Annotated in this window: 18 protein-coding genes; 7 read left to right on the forward strand and 11 right to left on the reverse strand. The window is 72.2% G+C overall.

The window, feature by feature from the left end; genetic code table 11:
- Positions 1-30 precede the first annotated feature (30 nt).
- Positions 31-516, reverse strand: a complete 486-nt coding sequence (locus tag ACTJJP_RS15185; protein ID WP_440775816.1) for a DUF1990 family protein — start codon at positions 514-516, stop codon at positions 31-33.
- Positions 517-882: 366 nt separating this feature from the next.
- Here ACTJJP_RS15185 and ACTJJP_RS15190 point away from each other — a divergent pair, with 366 nt between their 5' ends.
- Together ACTJJP_RS15190 and ACTJJP_RS15195 are read left to right on the forward strand one after the other, a co-directional pair.
- Positions 883-2070: a molybdopterin molybdotransferase MoeA gene (locus tag ACTJJP_RS15190; RefSeq protein WP_440775817.1), complete on the forward strand. Its 1188-nt coding sequence runs from the start codon at positions 883-885 to the stop codon at positions 2068-2070.
- On the forward strand, positions 2064-2897 hold the full coding sequence (locus ACTJJP_RS15195) for a DUF6457 domain-containing protein (protein WP_440775818.1): 834 nt from the start codon (positions 2064-2066) through the stop codon (positions 2895-2897). Before ACTJJP_RS15190 ends, ACTJJP_RS15195 begins: the two co-directional genes overlap by 7 nt.
- 46 nt (positions 2898-2943) lie before the next feature.
- Here ACTJJP_RS15195 and ACTJJP_RS15200 read toward each other — a convergent pair whose 3' ends face one another.
- Genes ACTJJP_RS15200 through ACTJJP_RS15210 form a run of 3 tightly spaced genes read right to left on the reverse strand, consistent with a single transcriptional unit; the run spans position 2944 to position 4803 of the window.
- Positions 2944-3339 carry a type II toxin-antitoxin system VapC family toxin gene (locus ACTJJP_RS15200; protein ID WP_440775819.1) on the reverse strand — a complete coding sequence of 132 codons (396 nt, stop codon included), beginning with the start codon at positions 3337-3339 and terminating at the stop codon, positions 2944-2946.
- Positions 3336-3587 carry a type II toxin-antitoxin system Phd/YefM family antitoxin gene (locus tag ACTJJP_RS15205; protein WP_440775820.1) on the reverse strand — a complete coding sequence of 84 codons (252 nt, stop codon included), beginning with the start codon at positions 3585-3587 and terminating at the stop codon, positions 3336-3338. The genes ACTJJP_RS15200 and ACTJJP_RS15205 overlap by 4 nt, the downstream gene beginning before the upstream one ends.
- Before the next feature lie 37 nt (positions 3588-3624).
- Complete coding sequence (locus tag ACTJJP_RS15210; protein ID WP_440775821.1) at positions 3625-4803, reverse strand: citrate/2-methylcitrate synthase; 1179 nt, start codon at positions 4801-4803, stop codon at positions 3625-3627.
- Between the two features lie 52 nt (positions 4804-4855).
- Here ACTJJP_RS15210 and ACTJJP_RS15215 point away from each other — a divergent pair, with 52 nt between their 5' ends.
- On the forward strand, positions 4856-6043 hold the full coding sequence (locus ACTJJP_RS15215) for a citrate/2-methylcitrate synthase (protein WP_440775822.1): 1188 nt from the start codon (positions 4856-4858) through the stop codon (positions 6041-6043).
- A 32-nt stretch (positions 6044-6075) separates the two neighbouring features.
- Here the strand turns inward: ACTJJP_RS15215 and ACTJJP_RS15220 are convergent, their stop codons facing one another.
- Positions 6076-6447, reverse strand: coding sequence for a hypothetical protein (locus ACTJJP_RS15220; protein WP_440775823.1), 372 nt, complete (start codon positions 6445-6447; stop codon positions 6076-6078).
- A gap of 101 nt (positions 6448-6548) precedes the next feature.
- Here ACTJJP_RS15220 and ACTJJP_RS15225 point away from each other — a divergent pair, with 101 nt between their 5' ends.
- Positions 6549-7301, forward strand: coding sequence for a DUF429 domain-containing protein (locus tag ACTJJP_RS15225; RefSeq protein ID WP_440775824.1), 753 nt, complete (start codon positions 6549-6551; stop codon positions 7299-7301).
- Positions 7302-7353: 52 nt separating this feature from the next.
- Here the strand turns inward: ACTJJP_RS15225 and ACTJJP_RS15230 are convergent, their stop codons facing one another.
- The 3 genes from ACTJJP_RS15230 to ACTJJP_RS15240 form a co-directional block, all read right to left on the reverse strand.
- On the reverse strand, positions 7354-8550 hold the full coding sequence (locus tag ACTJJP_RS15230) for a Fic family protein (RefSeq protein WP_440775825.1): 1197 nt from the start codon (positions 8548-8550) through the stop codon (positions 7354-7356).
- 82 nt (positions 8551-8632) lie between these two features.
- Complete coding sequence (locus ACTJJP_RS15235; protein WP_440775826.1) at positions 8633-9034, reverse strand: arsenate reductase ArsC; 402 nt, start codon at positions 9032-9034, stop codon at positions 8633-8635.
- A gap of 14 nt (positions 9035-9048) precedes the next feature.
- Positions 9049-9714: an arsenate reductase/protein-tyrosine-phosphatase family protein gene (locus tag ACTJJP_RS15240; protein WP_440775827.1), complete on the reverse strand. Its 666-nt coding sequence runs from the start codon at positions 9712-9714 to the stop codon at positions 9049-9051.
- Between the two features lie 49 nt (positions 9715-9763).
- Here ACTJJP_RS15240 and ACTJJP_RS15245 point away from each other — a divergent pair, with 49 nt between their 5' ends.
- Genes ACTJJP_RS15245 through ACTJJP_RS15255 form a run of 3 tightly spaced genes read left to right on the forward strand, consistent with a single transcriptional unit; the run spans position 9764 to position 12276 of the window.
- Positions 9764-10483, forward strand: a complete 720-nt coding sequence (locus tag ACTJJP_RS15245) for an aquaporin (RefSeq protein ID WP_440775828.1) — start codon at positions 9764-9766, stop codon at positions 10481-10483.
- Between the two features lie 15 nt (positions 10484-10498).
- Positions 10499-11884, forward strand: a complete 1386-nt coding sequence (locus ACTJJP_RS15250; RefSeq protein ID WP_440775829.1) for an FAD-dependent oxidoreductase — start codon at positions 10499-10501, stop codon at positions 11882-11884.
- Positions 11881-12276, forward strand: coding sequence for an arsenate-mycothiol transferase ArsC (locus ACTJJP_RS15255; protein ID WP_440775830.1), 396 nt, complete (start codon positions 11881-11883; stop codon positions 12274-12276). Before ACTJJP_RS15250 ends, ACTJJP_RS15255 begins: the two co-directional genes overlap by 4 nt.
- Here ACTJJP_RS15255 and ACTJJP_RS15260 read toward each other — a convergent pair.
- The 3 genes from ACTJJP_RS15260 to ACTJJP_RS15270 are packed head-to-tail and all read right to left on the reverse strand — an operon-like array spanning position 12273 to position 14336.
- The gene (locus ACTJJP_RS15260) at positions 12273-12548 is read right to left on the reverse strand and encodes a hypothetical protein (protein ID WP_440775831.1); all 276 of its coding nucleotides are present in this window, start codon (positions 12546-12548) and stop codon (positions 12273-12275) included. The two genes, ACTJJP_RS15255 and ACTJJP_RS15260, sit on opposite strands and share 4 nt — an antisense overlap.
- Entirely contained in the window at positions 12545-13057 is a 513-nt protein-coding gene (locus ACTJJP_RS15265; RefSeq protein ID WP_440775832.1) for an N-acetyltransferase family protein, read from the reverse strand. The genes ACTJJP_RS15260 and ACTJJP_RS15265 overlap by 4 nt, the downstream gene beginning before the upstream one ends.
- A gap of 1 nt (position 13058) precedes the next feature.
- Complete coding sequence (locus tag ACTJJP_RS15270; RefSeq protein WP_440775833.1) at positions 13059-14336, reverse strand: NAD(P)-binding domain-containing protein; 1278 nt, start codon at positions 14334-14336, stop codon at positions 13059-13061.
- Positions 14337-14371: the final 35 nt, after the last annotated feature.

A 14371-nucleotide genomic window follows, 5' to 3' on the forward strand; every position in this document is an offset into this window, starting at 1 on the left:
GGGAGGGGCGCTTCCACGGAGAACCCGAGGTCAGAGGGCGTGCAGGTACCGCCGCGTCATCCAGGCCTGCACCCAGCGCCCGAGCGGGGCGCCGACACGCGTGAACCAGCGGCCCGGTTTCGAGAACGCCGCGATCTCGAACACGACCTCGTCGGACGGCTCGAGCGTGAGCGTGAACCGCTCCTCCCCGCGCTCGGGATGCCCCGGCAGGGTTCCGTACGCGAAGCCGGCCACGGTGTCGGTGCGCTCGGCCCACACGACCAGACACGGGATGCGGAAGCTCAGGATGCCGAACCCCAACCGCATCGTCACGCGGCTGCCGGTGCGCATCGGCGTCTCCGACAGCTCGACCCGCGCGCCCGCACGGCGCTGCACCTCCCCGGCGAGGAGCGCATCGGCGGCATGCTCGAACGCGGCTCGCCCGTGCCCGATGATGCGCCGATCCCGCACGTGGTGGTACCCGGGCGGCATCACGCCGGCGGTCGCGCCGACCTCGTCGTAGGTCAGGCCGTCCATGCGTTCACGGTAGCCGGGCGCGGCGTGCGGGGTGGCGGGGTTGCGGCGGTGGAGGGGCGGTGCGACCGGCGGGGTGGCGGCGGGGGCGCGGGTCGGTGCGAGAGGCGATAGCCCGGTGCCGCGGGGGTCCGGAGGAGGGTGGCGGCGGAGGAGACTCGGCCGGGGAGGGCGGGGAGGCGCTCGCGCGTCCTCCGTTGCGGGGGTCTCCTCCGGCCGCGCGGTTGCGCGGGTCTGCTCCGGCCGCGTTGTCGCCCGGATCTCCTCGGCCGCGCCGCCGCCCGGGCCCGCCGCGCCCCTGTTCGGGAACGATGTCCGTGGCCGCGCCTACGCTGGAGCCATGCCCGCCCCCACCGCCCGGTCGATCGCGTGATCGAGGTCGCCGAGCACCTCGCAGCCGTCCTGGCGATGGTCCAGCCCCTGGGCGGTGCGCAGCGCGATGTCGCGGCCGCGCGAGGGCGGGTGCTGCGGCATCCGGTGTTCGCGGCGGTCGATGTGCCCGGATTCGACTCCTCGGCGATGGACGGCTTCGCGGTGCGCGATCTGGCCGCACCCGCCACCCTGCGCGTGATCGCCGACCTGCCCGCCGGCACCGACCTGGATCCCCGAATGGATGCCGGGGACGCCGCCCGCATCATGACGGGTGCGCCCGTACCGACCGATGCCACCGCGGTCGTCCCGTTCGAAGACACGGCACACGGACTCGCCGGGGGGCTCGACCCGGTCGCCGTCCTCCTCCCGCCGCGCGGGCCGGGTGCGCACATCCGCCGGCGAGGTTCCGACGTGCGCGCGGGCGATCTCGTCGTGTCGCAGGGGACGCGCCTGAACGCGGCGCGGATCGGCGCCATCGCGGCATCCGGGGTCGGCGCCGTTTCGGTGTCGCGTGCCGCGCGCGTGGCCGTCGTGTCGACCGGCTCGGAGCTCGTCGCCCCCGGCGCCGCGCCTCGACGCGGGCAGATCCCCGAGTCCAACAGCGTGCTGCTCGCCGGGCTGGCGGAAGAGGCCGGCGCCGAGGTCGTGCTGCGCACCAGCGTGGGCGATGAGGGGGAGGGCCCCCGCCGCGCGATCGCCGCCGCCGAGGAGGCCGGCGCCGACGTCGTGGTCTTCTCGGGCGGGGTGAGCGCGGGCGCCTACGAGGTCGTGAAGAACACGCTCGGCGACCTCATGCGCTTCGAGCGCGTGCGCATTCAGCCCGGGAAGCCGCAGGGATTCGGGCGCACCCCCGGCGGCGTCCTGCTGTTCGGGCTGCCCGGCAACCCGGTGAGCGCGGCGGTCTCGTTCGAACTGTTCGTGCGTCCGGCGCTGCGGGCGCTGGAGGGTGACGCCGACCTCGGTGGCGAGGCGGCGCGCGTCGCCCTCACCGTCGGTCGCCGCGCCCGACCCGAGCGCGTGCAGTACGTTCCGGTGCGCGTCGACCGCAGCGATCCCGCCCGCTGGACCGCAACGCCGACCGCCCACGGGACGCGCGGACTCGGCGACGCCGACGGGCTCGCCGTCATCCCGCCCAGCGCCGACGATCTGGTCGCCGGGGACCTCGTGACGGTGACCCGATGGTGAGCGTCGACGCGATCCTCCTGGCCGGCGGACGCGGGTCGCGGGTCGACGGAGCGGTGAAGCCGCTGTTCGAGGTGAACGGGTCGACCCTGTTGCGCTCCGCGGTCGCCGCTGTCCGCTCGGGCGGCGCGGCCCGCGTCGTCGTCGCCGCGCCCGTGCTCGACGCCGAGCTCGACGTCGTCTGGGTGCGCGAGGATCCGCCGTTCGGGGGCCCGGTCGCGGGGATCGTCGCGGCCCTCGCCGAGGTGGATGCCGACGAGGTCTACGTCATCGCGTGCGACCTGCCCACCGCGGACGCCGCGGTCGCGCTTCTCTCCGTGCCGTTGCCCGCCGAGATCGATGGCGCGTGCCTCGACGACGGCCGACGCCAGTGGCTCATCGGCCGGTACCGCACCGCGTCGCTGCGGGCAGCGGCATCCGCTCTCCCCGATCGCGGACGCGACGCGTCGATGCGCGCCCTGCTCGGGGGGCTGGTCGTGACCTCAAAGGCCGTCGACCCGGCCCTGACGCACGACGTCGACACGTGGGACGATCTTGAGGCAGCCCGAGGAGGAGCAGCCATGACCGAATCCCGCACCCTGCCGCCCGAGGCGCTCAACGACTGGAGCGCCGCACTGGCCGCGCGCTTCGACTTGGGCGAGGGCGACATCCCCATCTCGTTGATCCTCGACCTCGCGCGCGACGTCGCCAACGGCGTGGCCCGGCCCGCGGCCCCGCTGAGCGCGTTCGTCGCGGGGCTGGTCGCCGGCCGCGCGGGCGGCTCGCCCGCCGACACCGAGGCCGCGGTCGCCGCGGTCGTGGAGCTGGCCCGCGGGTGGGAGCACCGCTGAGCGCACCGCGCTGACGTCGGTCGGGGCGCTGGCCTCGAAGCCTCCCTCAGCCGCGGGCCACGATGTCGACGGCGAGGCCGCCCGACGCGGTCTCGAGACGCGAGTCGTTCGTCCAGAAGGCGGTGCACCCGGCTTGACGGGCGACCGCGAGATGCAGGGCATCCGCCGTCTGCAGGCCCCGGTGGCGTGCGCGCAGCAACGCCGCGTCGAGATAGGCGTCGGGCTCCACCGGCAGCAGCTCGAAGGCGTCGAAGGCGCTCCACATGGTCGATTGCGCCCTGGCGTCGGCATCCCGCATCGGTTTCACGAGCGCCTCGAGCATGACAAGGGGGCTCGTCGCGAGCGGCCCGTCCGCGCCCGCGAGAGCGGCGCGCGTGCGCGCGCCGATGTCGTCATCGCGCTCGACCGCGTAGATGACCAGGCAACTGTCGACGTAGATCACGCCCCGGCAGCTCGGTTCTCGGCGATGATCGCGTCGATCTCGTCGACCGGCCGCGCCCGGTCCGGGGTGCCGGGGTTCTTCGCCAACCATTCCGCGAATGCATTGCGGGTGCGTGAGGGGGCCTCGTCGATCGGTACGATCCGCGCCACCGGCACACCGCGTCGCGCGATCGTGACCTCGATCCCCGACTCGGCGTCGGCGATGAGCTTCGAGAGGTTGTTGCGCGCCTCCAGCACGTTGTACATCATGAGGGCATCCTAGCCAGGAACCTGGCTAGATCGCCGGTCACGGCCCGACGTACTCGCCCCGCGGCCGCAGGCGCATCGCCGGCTCCGCGTACTCCGCGGCGATGTGCGCGATCCAGCCCGCGAGGCGCCCCACGACGAAGATCGTGCCGGCGGCATCGTCGGGTAGTCGTGCTCCGGATGCCAGGGCGGCCAGCGCGAGATCCACGTTGGGCCGCGCGTGCGTGCGGGCCGCGACGGCGTCGCTGAGCCGGGTCACGGCATCCATCGTTGCTTCGCCGTCGGGGAGCGACGCGAGCAGGGGGAGCAGCGCGTCGGCGCGGTCGTCGACGCCGGGGTACAGGGGGTGTCCGAAGCCTGGGATGCCGTTACCGTCCTGCACCGCGGCGGCCAGCGCGCTCTCGGGGTCGCGGCCCCGGCGCACCTGCGTGAGAAGGCGCGAGGTGCGGATGCTGGCGGCGATGTGCAGGGGGGAGTCGGCGGCTCCCAGGGCTGCGCCGACCGCGGCGTATCCGTCGGCGCGGGCCGAGGCGGCCACTCGCGCGGCGAAGGTCGACACGGCCAGGTCGTGGTCGATCAGCAGGATGAGCGCCGCATTGATCGCGCGGACGGTGGCGTCGTCGCCGACGCCCCAGGTGCCGGCGACGGAGCGCGCCACGTCGGCCTGCGCGTCACCGCCGAGGGCGACGGGGAGTCCGGTGAGCAGGGTCCAGCCGATGCGGTGCAGCGTGGACGGCGCCGTGTCGTGCCGGAGCGGGTCGTCGGCGGCGAACCCGGTGAGCGCGGCGCGCAGACGGTCCATCGCCCCCGCGTGCGGGGGAAGAGCCTCGACCATCGCGCGAGCGCTGCCGATCGCGGTGTCGGGGGCGTCGGTCCGCTCCGCATCCCACAGCCACGCCACGACGTCGGCGAACGGCTGGTCGACGAGGTCGCGGGCGCGCCGGCCGCGGTACAGCAGCTCGCCGTCCTCGATGTCGGCGATGTCGGTCTGCAGCACGCCCAACGGCATGCCGGTGGTGGGGTGGGTCGGGGTTCGTGTGGTCGTGCGTCGCCGCCCGGCGGCGAACGACTCGAGCTCGAGCGCGTCGAAGGTCGAACCGCGTGCATCGCGTTCGCGGGTCAGAAGTCCGCGCGAGACGTAGGCGTACAGCGTGGGGAGTTTCACCCCGAGACGCGCGGCGGCCTGCGGCGCGGTGAGGCGGGGGAGGGGCGCGGTCATGATGATCCGATCAACGTTGACGCTGAGTTCGTCATGTTCGCACACTGGGCGCATGAGCGACCTGATCGACGTGCCCCGCGGCTTGAACGGCGTCGTCGCCGCCGAGACCAGCATCGGCGACGTGAACGGCGAGGCCGGGTTCTTCCACTACCGCGGGCATTCGGCGGTGGACCTGGCACGGGGACGTTCGTTCGAGGACGTCTGGCACCTGCTCGTCGTCGGCGACCTTCCCGACGACGCTCGCCGCGCCGCGTTCGCCGACCGCATCCGCGCAGCGCAGGCCGACCCCCGGATGCCGGACCTCATCGCCGCGTCGGCGGCACGCACCGACCAGCCGCTCGCGAGGCTGCGCGCCGTGTGGACGCTCACGGCATCCGTCCGCCGCTCGTCGGCGCTCTACGACCTCGACGACGATGCGCGGCTCGACGAGGCGATCCGTTTCGCGGCGATCGCGCCGCTCGCCCTGGCGCCGGGCGGTGCCTCGACAGGCGCGTCGACGGGCGGTGGGGCGACGAGCGGTGTGTCGACCGACCGCGGGTCGTTGGGTGGCGGCTCGACGGGCGGCGCCTCGATAGGGAGGGCTTCGGCCAGCGCAGGGGTGGTCGCCGACTACCTCGAACGCGTGACGGGGGCGACTCCCGACGACGCGCACGTGCGCGCGCTGTCGGCGTATCTCATCGCCGCGATGGACCACGGCTTCAACGCCTCGACGTTCACGGCTCGCGTCGTCGCCTCGACCGGAGCCGACATGGCATCCTGTCTCACCGGCGCGCTCGGCGCCCTGTCGGGACCGCTGCACGGGGGCGCCCCCGCCCGCGCGCTCGACAGCCTCGACCGTGCCGGCGACGACCCGGGACGCTGGATCGCCGCGGAGCTCACGGCCGGGCGGCGACTCATGGGATTCGGGCACGCGGTGTACCGCACGGCAGACCCGCGGTCGGAGCTGCTGCGCGAGGTCGCCCGCGGTCTGGGCGGCGACCGCGTCGTACAGGCGCTCGCGTTCCAGGAGGAGGCGGAGCGGCAGCTCGCGGCCCGGCATCCCGAGCGGCCGCTGCACGCGAACGTCGAGTTCTACGCTGCGGTCGTGATGGAGCAGTGCGGCATCCCGCGGGGGATGTTCACGCCCACTTTCGCGCTCGCCCGCACGATCGGCTGGACGGCGCACGTGCTCGAGCAGGCCCGTGACCCGAAGATCATCCGGCCGGCGGCGCGGTACGTGGGGCCGGCGTTCGCGGGGTGAGCCGCGAGCGGTGCCGCCTTCTGCGCCGCGCGTCAGTTCAGCAGTTCGAGCCCGCTGAAGAAGCCGATCGAGATCGACAGCAGCGCCGCCGCGACCCCGGCGATGAATCCCGCGGCGGCGAGTTCGCGGGCCATCCGGGCGTTCAGGCTCAGGATGCCGAAGACCAACGACACCCCCGCCAGCACCCACATGCTGATCTGGATGGCGGCCAGGTTGTCGAGCTCGGAGATGGCGCTGGCGGTCACGACGAACAGGTACCACGCGATCACGACGATCCCCGAGACGAGCGCGATGACCGAGGCAACACGCAGGTCGCCCTTCGGCGTCGGCGGCGGGGGCGGCTCGTCGCGCGGCGGGACGTCGGTCGCCGGTTCGAGCGAATCGGGGAGATCGTCGTCTGCCATGGGCCGATCCTCTCAGGTCATGCGGGACAGTGGGGGCGCATTGTCGGGGGGATGCGGATGTGCACCGCGCGCACCCGGCCCGGCGGCATAGGCTCCTCCCGATGAGAACCGTGGGAGTCGACCTCGCCGCCGGAGCACCGGGCACCGCCCTCGCCGAGATCGTCTGGGCCGACGGTGCTGCCCGCCTGACGCGGCTGGAGATCGGGGTGCAGGATGCCGACATCGTGGCATTCGTCGGCTCCGGCGAGGCGTGGCTCGGGGTGGACTGTCCGCTCGGGTGGCCCGACGCCTTCGTGGACTTCGTGCGCGCGCATCAGAGCGCCGGGGAGCCCGAGCTCGGGCCCGTGGAGGGGCACGCCGAGTGGCGTCGACCGCTCGTCTACCGCCACACCGACCATGTCGTGCGCGAGCGCATCGGGCGGTGGCCGCTGAGCGTGTCGACCGACCGGCTCGGGGTCACCGCGCTGCGGGGCGCGGGCCTGCTGCGACGGCTCGCCGAGGCGGGCGTGGGCGTCGACCGCGCCGCCGAGGGGCGCCTGTTCGAGGTCTACCCCGGAGGATCACTGCGCCTCTGGGGCTTCGACACGACGGGATATCGAGTGGATGCCGATCGTCGGGCGATCCTTCTCGACGCTCTCCGCGAGCGGGCGCCGTGGTTCGACGTCGGCGGTTTCGCACCGCTCGCGATCCGCAAAGCGGATGCGTTCGACGCCGTCGTCGCGGCGCTCGCGACGCGCGCTGGAGCACTCGGCCTATTCGCGCGGCCGGCCCCCGAGGTGCTCGCCGTCGCGAGACGGGAGGGGTGGGTCGTGCTCCCGAGCGGTCCCCTGGAGGGGTTGATGGCCGGCGCGTGAGCGGCGCGTCGAGGCGACGTCGGCGCTGTTGTTCAGGCGAGAATCGAAGGCTTCATACGCGGCCCCGCCGTGCGCGCGCGGCGAACGCGTCCACGGCATCCAGGATCTCGGATGCCTGCCAGATACGGTTGCGGCTTCCGCCGCCGACCTGGGTCAGCACTCCTGCTGCGGCGAGCTTGGTGATCGCCGTGCCCGCGGCGACCGTGCTGATGTCGAGGGCGGACGCGACCGACGCCGCGGTCACGACCGGCTTTGCCGGCAGGAGCTCCATCAGGCGGTGCGCGGATGAGTCCGACCTGGCCGTGAGAACCGCATTCCATCTGTCGCGGATGCCGATGAGGTCGGCGGCGAGGTGACGACCGTTCGAGATTGCGGAGAAGCTCGCTTCGGTGATGGCGTGGACGATCGCATCCACATTCCCGGCGCGGTAATCGGTGAGGGCCCGGAAGTAGGCCCGCGGATCGTGCAGCAGCCCCGCAGACACGGGGACAGTCAGGTTGCGGGTGAGTCCGCCGCGGTGGAGCAGAGCATGGATGAGGGCGCGGCCCGTGCGGCCGTTGCCGTCGGGGAACGGATGGATGGTCTCGAATTGCGCGTGCGCGATCGCCGCCTGTGCGAGCACGGGGACGTCGGTACGGTCGACGAAATCGATCAGGTCCCGCATCAACTCGGGCACCCGTTCGTGGTGGGGTGGAATGAACTCTGCATCGTGGGGCGAGATCGCGCCTCCTCCGATCCACACCTGTTCCGTGCGCCACCCCCCGATGAATTCCGGAGCGGCATCTCGGAGGAGTGCCGACTGCATGGCGATGATCGCGTCTTCGTCCAGGTCGGTGCTGAGCGCGATAGCGGCATCCATCGCGCGTGTGTTCGCGACGATCAGCCGTGCATTCTCGGATCGCGCAGCACCGATCTCGGCGAGTGCCACCTGTCGTGCCCCCGCCGTCAGGTTCTCTACTTCGGAGCTCGAAGCGGACTCCGTGCGGAGCAGGATCGCCGGAAAGGGGGCGAGGAGAGCGGCAGCCTCGACGTCGAAGCGCGCAAGGGCGTGGCTCGCCTCATCAGCCGCGGCGAGAACCTCCGGGGCGAGCGAGACCTCGACCTGGGCGATCATCGGTGGCACGGCGGCGACGTACGGACCGGCAGCACGACGCAGCTGACGACGTGAGCCGATCCGATCCTCTGAGCGCTCCCACGGTCGCGACTCGCGCCCGATAGCGGGCCAACCGCCTGCGCCTGTGGTGCTCATGAACCCATTTAAGCAAAGGATAAGGCCTTAGCCTTTGCTTATTTCCCTCCGACTCTGCCCTTACGGCCGATCGGAGAACCCGTCACGCGGCGGACAAGCTCGCGATCAGCTCCTCGACGCGCCCCTTGATCTCGTCGCGGATGCGGCGAACGGCGTCGAGGTCTTGACCCGCGGGGTCGTCGAGCTCCCAGTCCTCGTAACGCTTGCCCGGGAAGATGGGGCACGCGTCGCCGCAGCCCATCGTGATGACCACGTCGGACGTCTTCACGGCGTCGACCGTGAGCACCTTGGGCTGGTTCGCCGAGATGTCGATGCCCTCCTCCGCCATCGCGTCGATCGCGGTGGGGTTGATGGTGTTTTTCGGCGCGGAGCCGGCGGAGAGCACGTCGATGCGGTCGCCGGCGAGCTGCTGCAGGTAGCCGGCGGCCATCTGCGAGCGTCCGGCGTTGTGGACGCAGACGAAGAGGACGGTGGGGCGTGTCATGGTGCACTCCGGGGTCAGGCGGCGAGATGGGGGAGGAGCCCGTCGATACGGCGGGCGAGGTGTCGGTAGGTCTTTTCGAAGGCGTCCGCGGTGTTCGCGGGAACCGGGTCGGGAACCGACCAGTGGAGGTCGGTTCTTTCGAGAGCCTCGTGGGCGTTGTCGCACACACTGATCAGCAGGTCGTCGTCGTGGCGGATGTCGGCGAGCAGCTTGGGCGCGGCGTCGTGCAGATCGAGGCCGTGCCGGGCGGCGACGGCGATCGCTCCGGGCGCGACAGTCGGCGACGGGGTGGTTCCGGCTGAGGCGGCGGGGACGTCGCTGCGGGCGCGCCACAGGTGCTCGGCGAGCTGCGAGCGGGCGGAGTTGGCCGTGCACACGAACACCACTCGCGGCGTCGTCAGAACGATGCTCCCGGACGTCGGATCGGCGGCGTCCGGGAGGAGAGAGACGTAAGTGCGGCGGCGGTCGCCCTCGGAGCGCGAGCGGGCGACGATGCCCGCCCGCTCGAGCACCTTGAGGTGATGGGACAGCAGGTTCGAGGCGATGTTGATGCGCGCGAGCATCTCGAGGGGGGAGAGGTCGCCCGTCTCGAGCAGGTCGACGATCTGCAGTCGTGCGGGGTCGGCGAGGGCGGCGTGCCGTGCGGCGCGCCTCTCGAGGTCTGTTTGCTCACCGTTCATTGTCTCAATCTTGATTGATGTAGTGTGGCGCCGTCAAGGTAGGAGAGACATGAATTCACAGACGATCGCCCCCGTCTTCGCGGAAGCGGTGGGCACCGCAGCGCTGGTCTGCGTCGTGGTGGGCTCGGGGATCGCCGCGTCATCCCTGACGGATGACGCGGGTCTTCAGCTCCTGGCCAACAGCATCGCGACGGCCATGGGCCTGTTCGTGATCATCTCCGTCCTCGGTCCCGTCTCGGGTGCTCACCTCAACCCGGCCGTCACGGTGGTCGATCTGTTCCGGCCGGGAAGCGCTCTCTCGGGCCGCGTGGGCCGCGCCGCGCTCTACGTGACCGCACAGCTGGTCGGGGCGATCGGCGGAAGTGTTCTGGCGAACGCCATGTTCGATGTCCCCCAGGCGCTGTCCACCACCGACCGCGGCGGGCTCGGGGTGCTCCTCGGAGAAGTGGTGGCGACGGCCGGATTGATCGTCGTCATCCTGCTCGCCGCACGCCACGGCGCGGGACGCGCGGTCGCCCTGTGGGTCGCGGCCTACATCGGCAGCGCCTACTGGTTCACCAGCTCCACCTCCTTCGCGAACCCCGCCGTCACCGTCGGGCGGATCTTCACCGACACATTCGCGGGCATCGCCCCCGCCTCCGCCGCCCCCTTCGTGCTGGCGCAACTGCTCGGCGCGGCCGTCGGCGTCGCCGTGGCCTCCCTGCTCCTGGCGTGGCCCCCGCGCGTGCCACGCGACGCCGTCGCCGCTCCCGTCGTCTCATCCCTCTGACCCGAAGGACCCCTCATGCACATCGTCGCCATCGGCGGGAGTGACGCCGGCATCTCGGCCGCGCTCCGCGCCCGCGAGCTCGACCCGTCCGTCGACGTCACCGTCGTGGTCGCCGACGCCTATCCGAACTACTCCATCTGCGGCATCCCCTACTTCTTCTCCGGAGAGGTGACGCCCTGGCAGTCGCTCGCGCATCGCACCGCTGCCGACCTCGAAGCGACCGGTATGCGCCTCCGGCTCGACACCCTCGCCACCGACATCGACGTCGAGGGTCACCGCCTGCACCTGCGGGGGCCGGACGGCGCGCTGAGCCACCTCGATTACGACGCCCTCGTCGTGGGGACCGGCGCTCTCCCGTCGCACGCGGGGATCGAGGGGCTCGGCGCCCTGGGGCCCGCGGACGGTGTGCATGTCATCCACTCCATGGGCGACACCTTCGCCCTCGACGACGACCTGAACGCGCGCAGCCCCCGCAGCGCCATCATCATCGGCGCGGGCTACGTGGGGTTGGAGATGGCGGAGGCGTTCACCGCGAGGGGGATGCAGGTCACCCAGCTGCAGCGCGGACCCGAGGTGCTGTCGACGTTGGACGCAGAGCTGGGCTCGCTCGTGCGAGACGAGCTCATCGCGCACGGCGTCATCGTGCGCACCTCGACCGTCGTCCGGGGCATCGAGAAGTCGGGGACGGAACTCACCGTCCACGCTCTCACCGACGGCGAGGAGCGCGCGTATACGGCTGACCTCGTCCTGGCCGTCGTCGGGGTTCGCCCGAACACCGAGCTGCTGCAGCGCGCCGGAGCATCTCTCGGCAGCGGCTCGGCCGTCGCCGTCGATGCGTCCATGCGCACCGGACTGCCCGACGTCTTCGCCGCCGGCGACGGCGTCGTCACCCACCACCGTTTGCTCGGTGAGACCTATCTCCCCCTCGGCACCACCGCACACAAGCAGGGGCGCGTCGCCGGAGAGAACGCGCTCGGCGGCACCGCCCGCTTCGCCGGTTCGGTCGGCACGCAGGTGGTGAAGGTGTTCGATCTCGTCGCCTCCCGCACCGGTCTGCGCCATCACGAGGCCGCGGCCGCCGGATACGCGCCGTCGACCACGCAGAGCGTCGCCGACGACCACAAGCGCTACTACCCGGGCGCGCAGCCGATCGCCCTGCGCATCACCGGCGACGAGAACACCGGCTTGCTCCTCGGCGCGCAGCTGGTCGGGCGCCTGGGCACCGAGACCGCGAAACGCGTGGACACGTATGCCACCGCGTTGTTCGCCGGCCTGAGCGTCGAGCAGGTCAGCGATCTCGACCTCTCCTACACCCCGCCCCTCGGATCCCCGTGGGACGCCGTCCAGCTCGCGACCCAGGCCTGGTCGCGTCAGCAGCATTCCTCTGGAGTACACGCATGACCGCCCCCACCGTCCTGTTCATCTGCACGCACAACGCCGGACGCTCGCAGCTCGGCGCGCACCTCATGGACCACGTCGCACAGGGGAGGGTGCGCGCCATCAGCGGCGGTGTCGCCCCGGCCGACCGGATCAATCCCGCGATCGCCACCACCCTCTCGGAGCTCGGGATCGACACGACTGACGCCACGCCCCGGGCCGTGACGGCCGACGACCTCGCCACCGCCGACGTGGTGGTGACGATGAAGCCCGACCTCGACCTTCCCGGTCCGATTCGCGGAGAGCACGTGCAGTGGAGCTTCCCCGACCCCGCTGAGTGGGATGCCGACGGCGCCCGTGGAATGCGCGACGCGGTCAAGAGCGCGGTGGAAGATCTCGAGCGGCGTCTGCGCTAGACGGTCCGAGCGCACCGCAGCGCGATCTCACCGTCGCCCGTGAGGTGGTACTCCGCCCCCTCGCGGGCGACCCAGCCGAGGTTCGTCAGGCGCCACAGCGTCTCATCCCGCATCCTCGGCAACCGGTCGCGGTGTCCGGCGCCGAGGTCGGGACGTCGACGCTCCCACTCGCGAAGGATCCCTTCGCGAGTGAGCGGGCCCATGGCGGACAGGATCTGCAGGACCAGGGCTCGCACGGCGGTGAGGTGTCGTGCGACGTCGATCTCGGTCATCCGCGCCCGTTCATCACGCTGCGCCGCTCGATCAGCACGGTGTCGCGCCACTGCCCGGCCCACGGGCCCACGAGCGAGCGTGCGATCCGCTCGCGTCGGCCCAGCTCGCGGAAGCCGAGGCCCTCGTGCAGGCGGAGGGATGCCGTGTTCTCCGGGAACACGCTGGACTGGATCGTCCAGACCCCGTTCATCTCGGCCGAGGCGATGAACGCCCGCACGAGAGCGGCACCGATGCCCCGTCCCTGTGCGCGAGCCGCGACGTACACGGAATGCTCGACGACACCGCGGTACGCGGCGCGGGCCGATACCGGCGACGCCGCCACCCACCCGACGACCGCGTGCGCGTCATCGACGGCGACCAGTCGACCGAACCGGGCCTTGGCCTGATCGAACGCGTCCCAGGTCGGCGTCTCGGTCTCGAAGGTGGCGTTGCCGCCCTCGATGCCCTCGCGGTAGATGTCCTCCACCGCGGCCCAGTCCGCTCGTTCGAGCGCGCGCACGAGCGTCATGTCAGCAGCACCCACCGGCATCCGTCGAGCACACGCCCGTGGCCGGCAGCGTCAGCTCGACGCGAGAAGCCGAGGCCATGTCGCCCGCGAGCCACGCCACGATCGAGCGCACCTGCTCGTACCCGGTGGCCAGCAGGAACGTGGGCGCGCGGCCGTACGACTTCATCCCGACGAGGAAGAAGCCGTGCTCGGGGTGCGTCAGCTCCCGGAATCCGTGCGGCTCGACGGTGCCGCACGAGTGCACGTTCGGGTCGATGAGCGGGGCGAGCAGGCGCGGCGCCTCGACGACGGCATCCAGGTCGGTGCGGATCTCGCGCAGCGGGGCGAGGTCGGGCCGGAATCCGGTCGCGTTGACCACGACGTCGGCGGTCACCTCGGCGAGTTCGCCGCGTCGTGTTCCGGAGAGGTGGATGCCATCCGGTCGGGACTCGACGCGACCGATCTCGAAGGAGTCGATCTTGTCGACGGCGCCGGCCTCGACGTACCGGTCCACGCGCGCGCCGAGCTGCGCGCGACCGACGAGCTCGTCGTCCGCCGACGACGACACGCGCACGGCGCCGGCGTTGCGGATGAGCCACGTGATGCGCGTGCCGGGGGCGTCGCGCTGCAGGCGGACGAGCGAGATGAGGGTGTTCGCGGCGGAGTGCCCGGCGCCGACGACGATCGTGTGCCGGCCCGCGAAGCGTTCGCGCTCGCGGCCAAGTACGTCGGGGAGGGCGTGCGAGATCCGCGCGTCGTCGATGGTGGGCAGGCCCGTCGACAGCAGCGAGTTCGGCGAGTCGTACGTTCCCGAGGCATCGAGTACGGCGCGGGCGAGAAGCTCTCCCTCCGGGGTGCGCACGAGGAACGGGGTGTTCTCGCGGTCGGCGGAGCGCGTGCGGTCCATCCCCTCGCGCGCGACCCCGGTCACGCGGGCGCCGTAGCGGATGTGCGCCGCGATCGCGGGCAGCTCGGCGAGCGGGCGCAGGTAGTCGTCGACGAGCTCTCGGCCCGTCGGAGCGCGACCCTCGGCCGGCATGGTCCAGCCGGTGGCCTCGAGCAGGCGGCGGGCGACGGGGTCGACGACCTCGCGCCAGGCCGAGAACAGGCGGGTGTGGCCCCACTGCTGCACGGCAGCCGCGGGAGTGGATGCCGCCTCCACGACGACGAAGTCGATTCCCCGGTCGGCGAGGTGCGCGGCGGCAGCGAGGCCCACGGGCCCCGCGCCGATGACGACCACGGGAAGGGCCGCGAGGCGGTCCGTCGTGCGGGGCCGCGGGGTGAGGGTGAGCGTCGACATGAGACTCCTCGTGCATCGATGACTGTCGATGCCCC

Source organism: Microbacterium sp. 22296, from assembly GCF_052045385.1.
GTDB lineage: Bacteria > Actinomycetota > Actinomycetes > Actinomycetales > Microbacteriaceae > Microbacterium.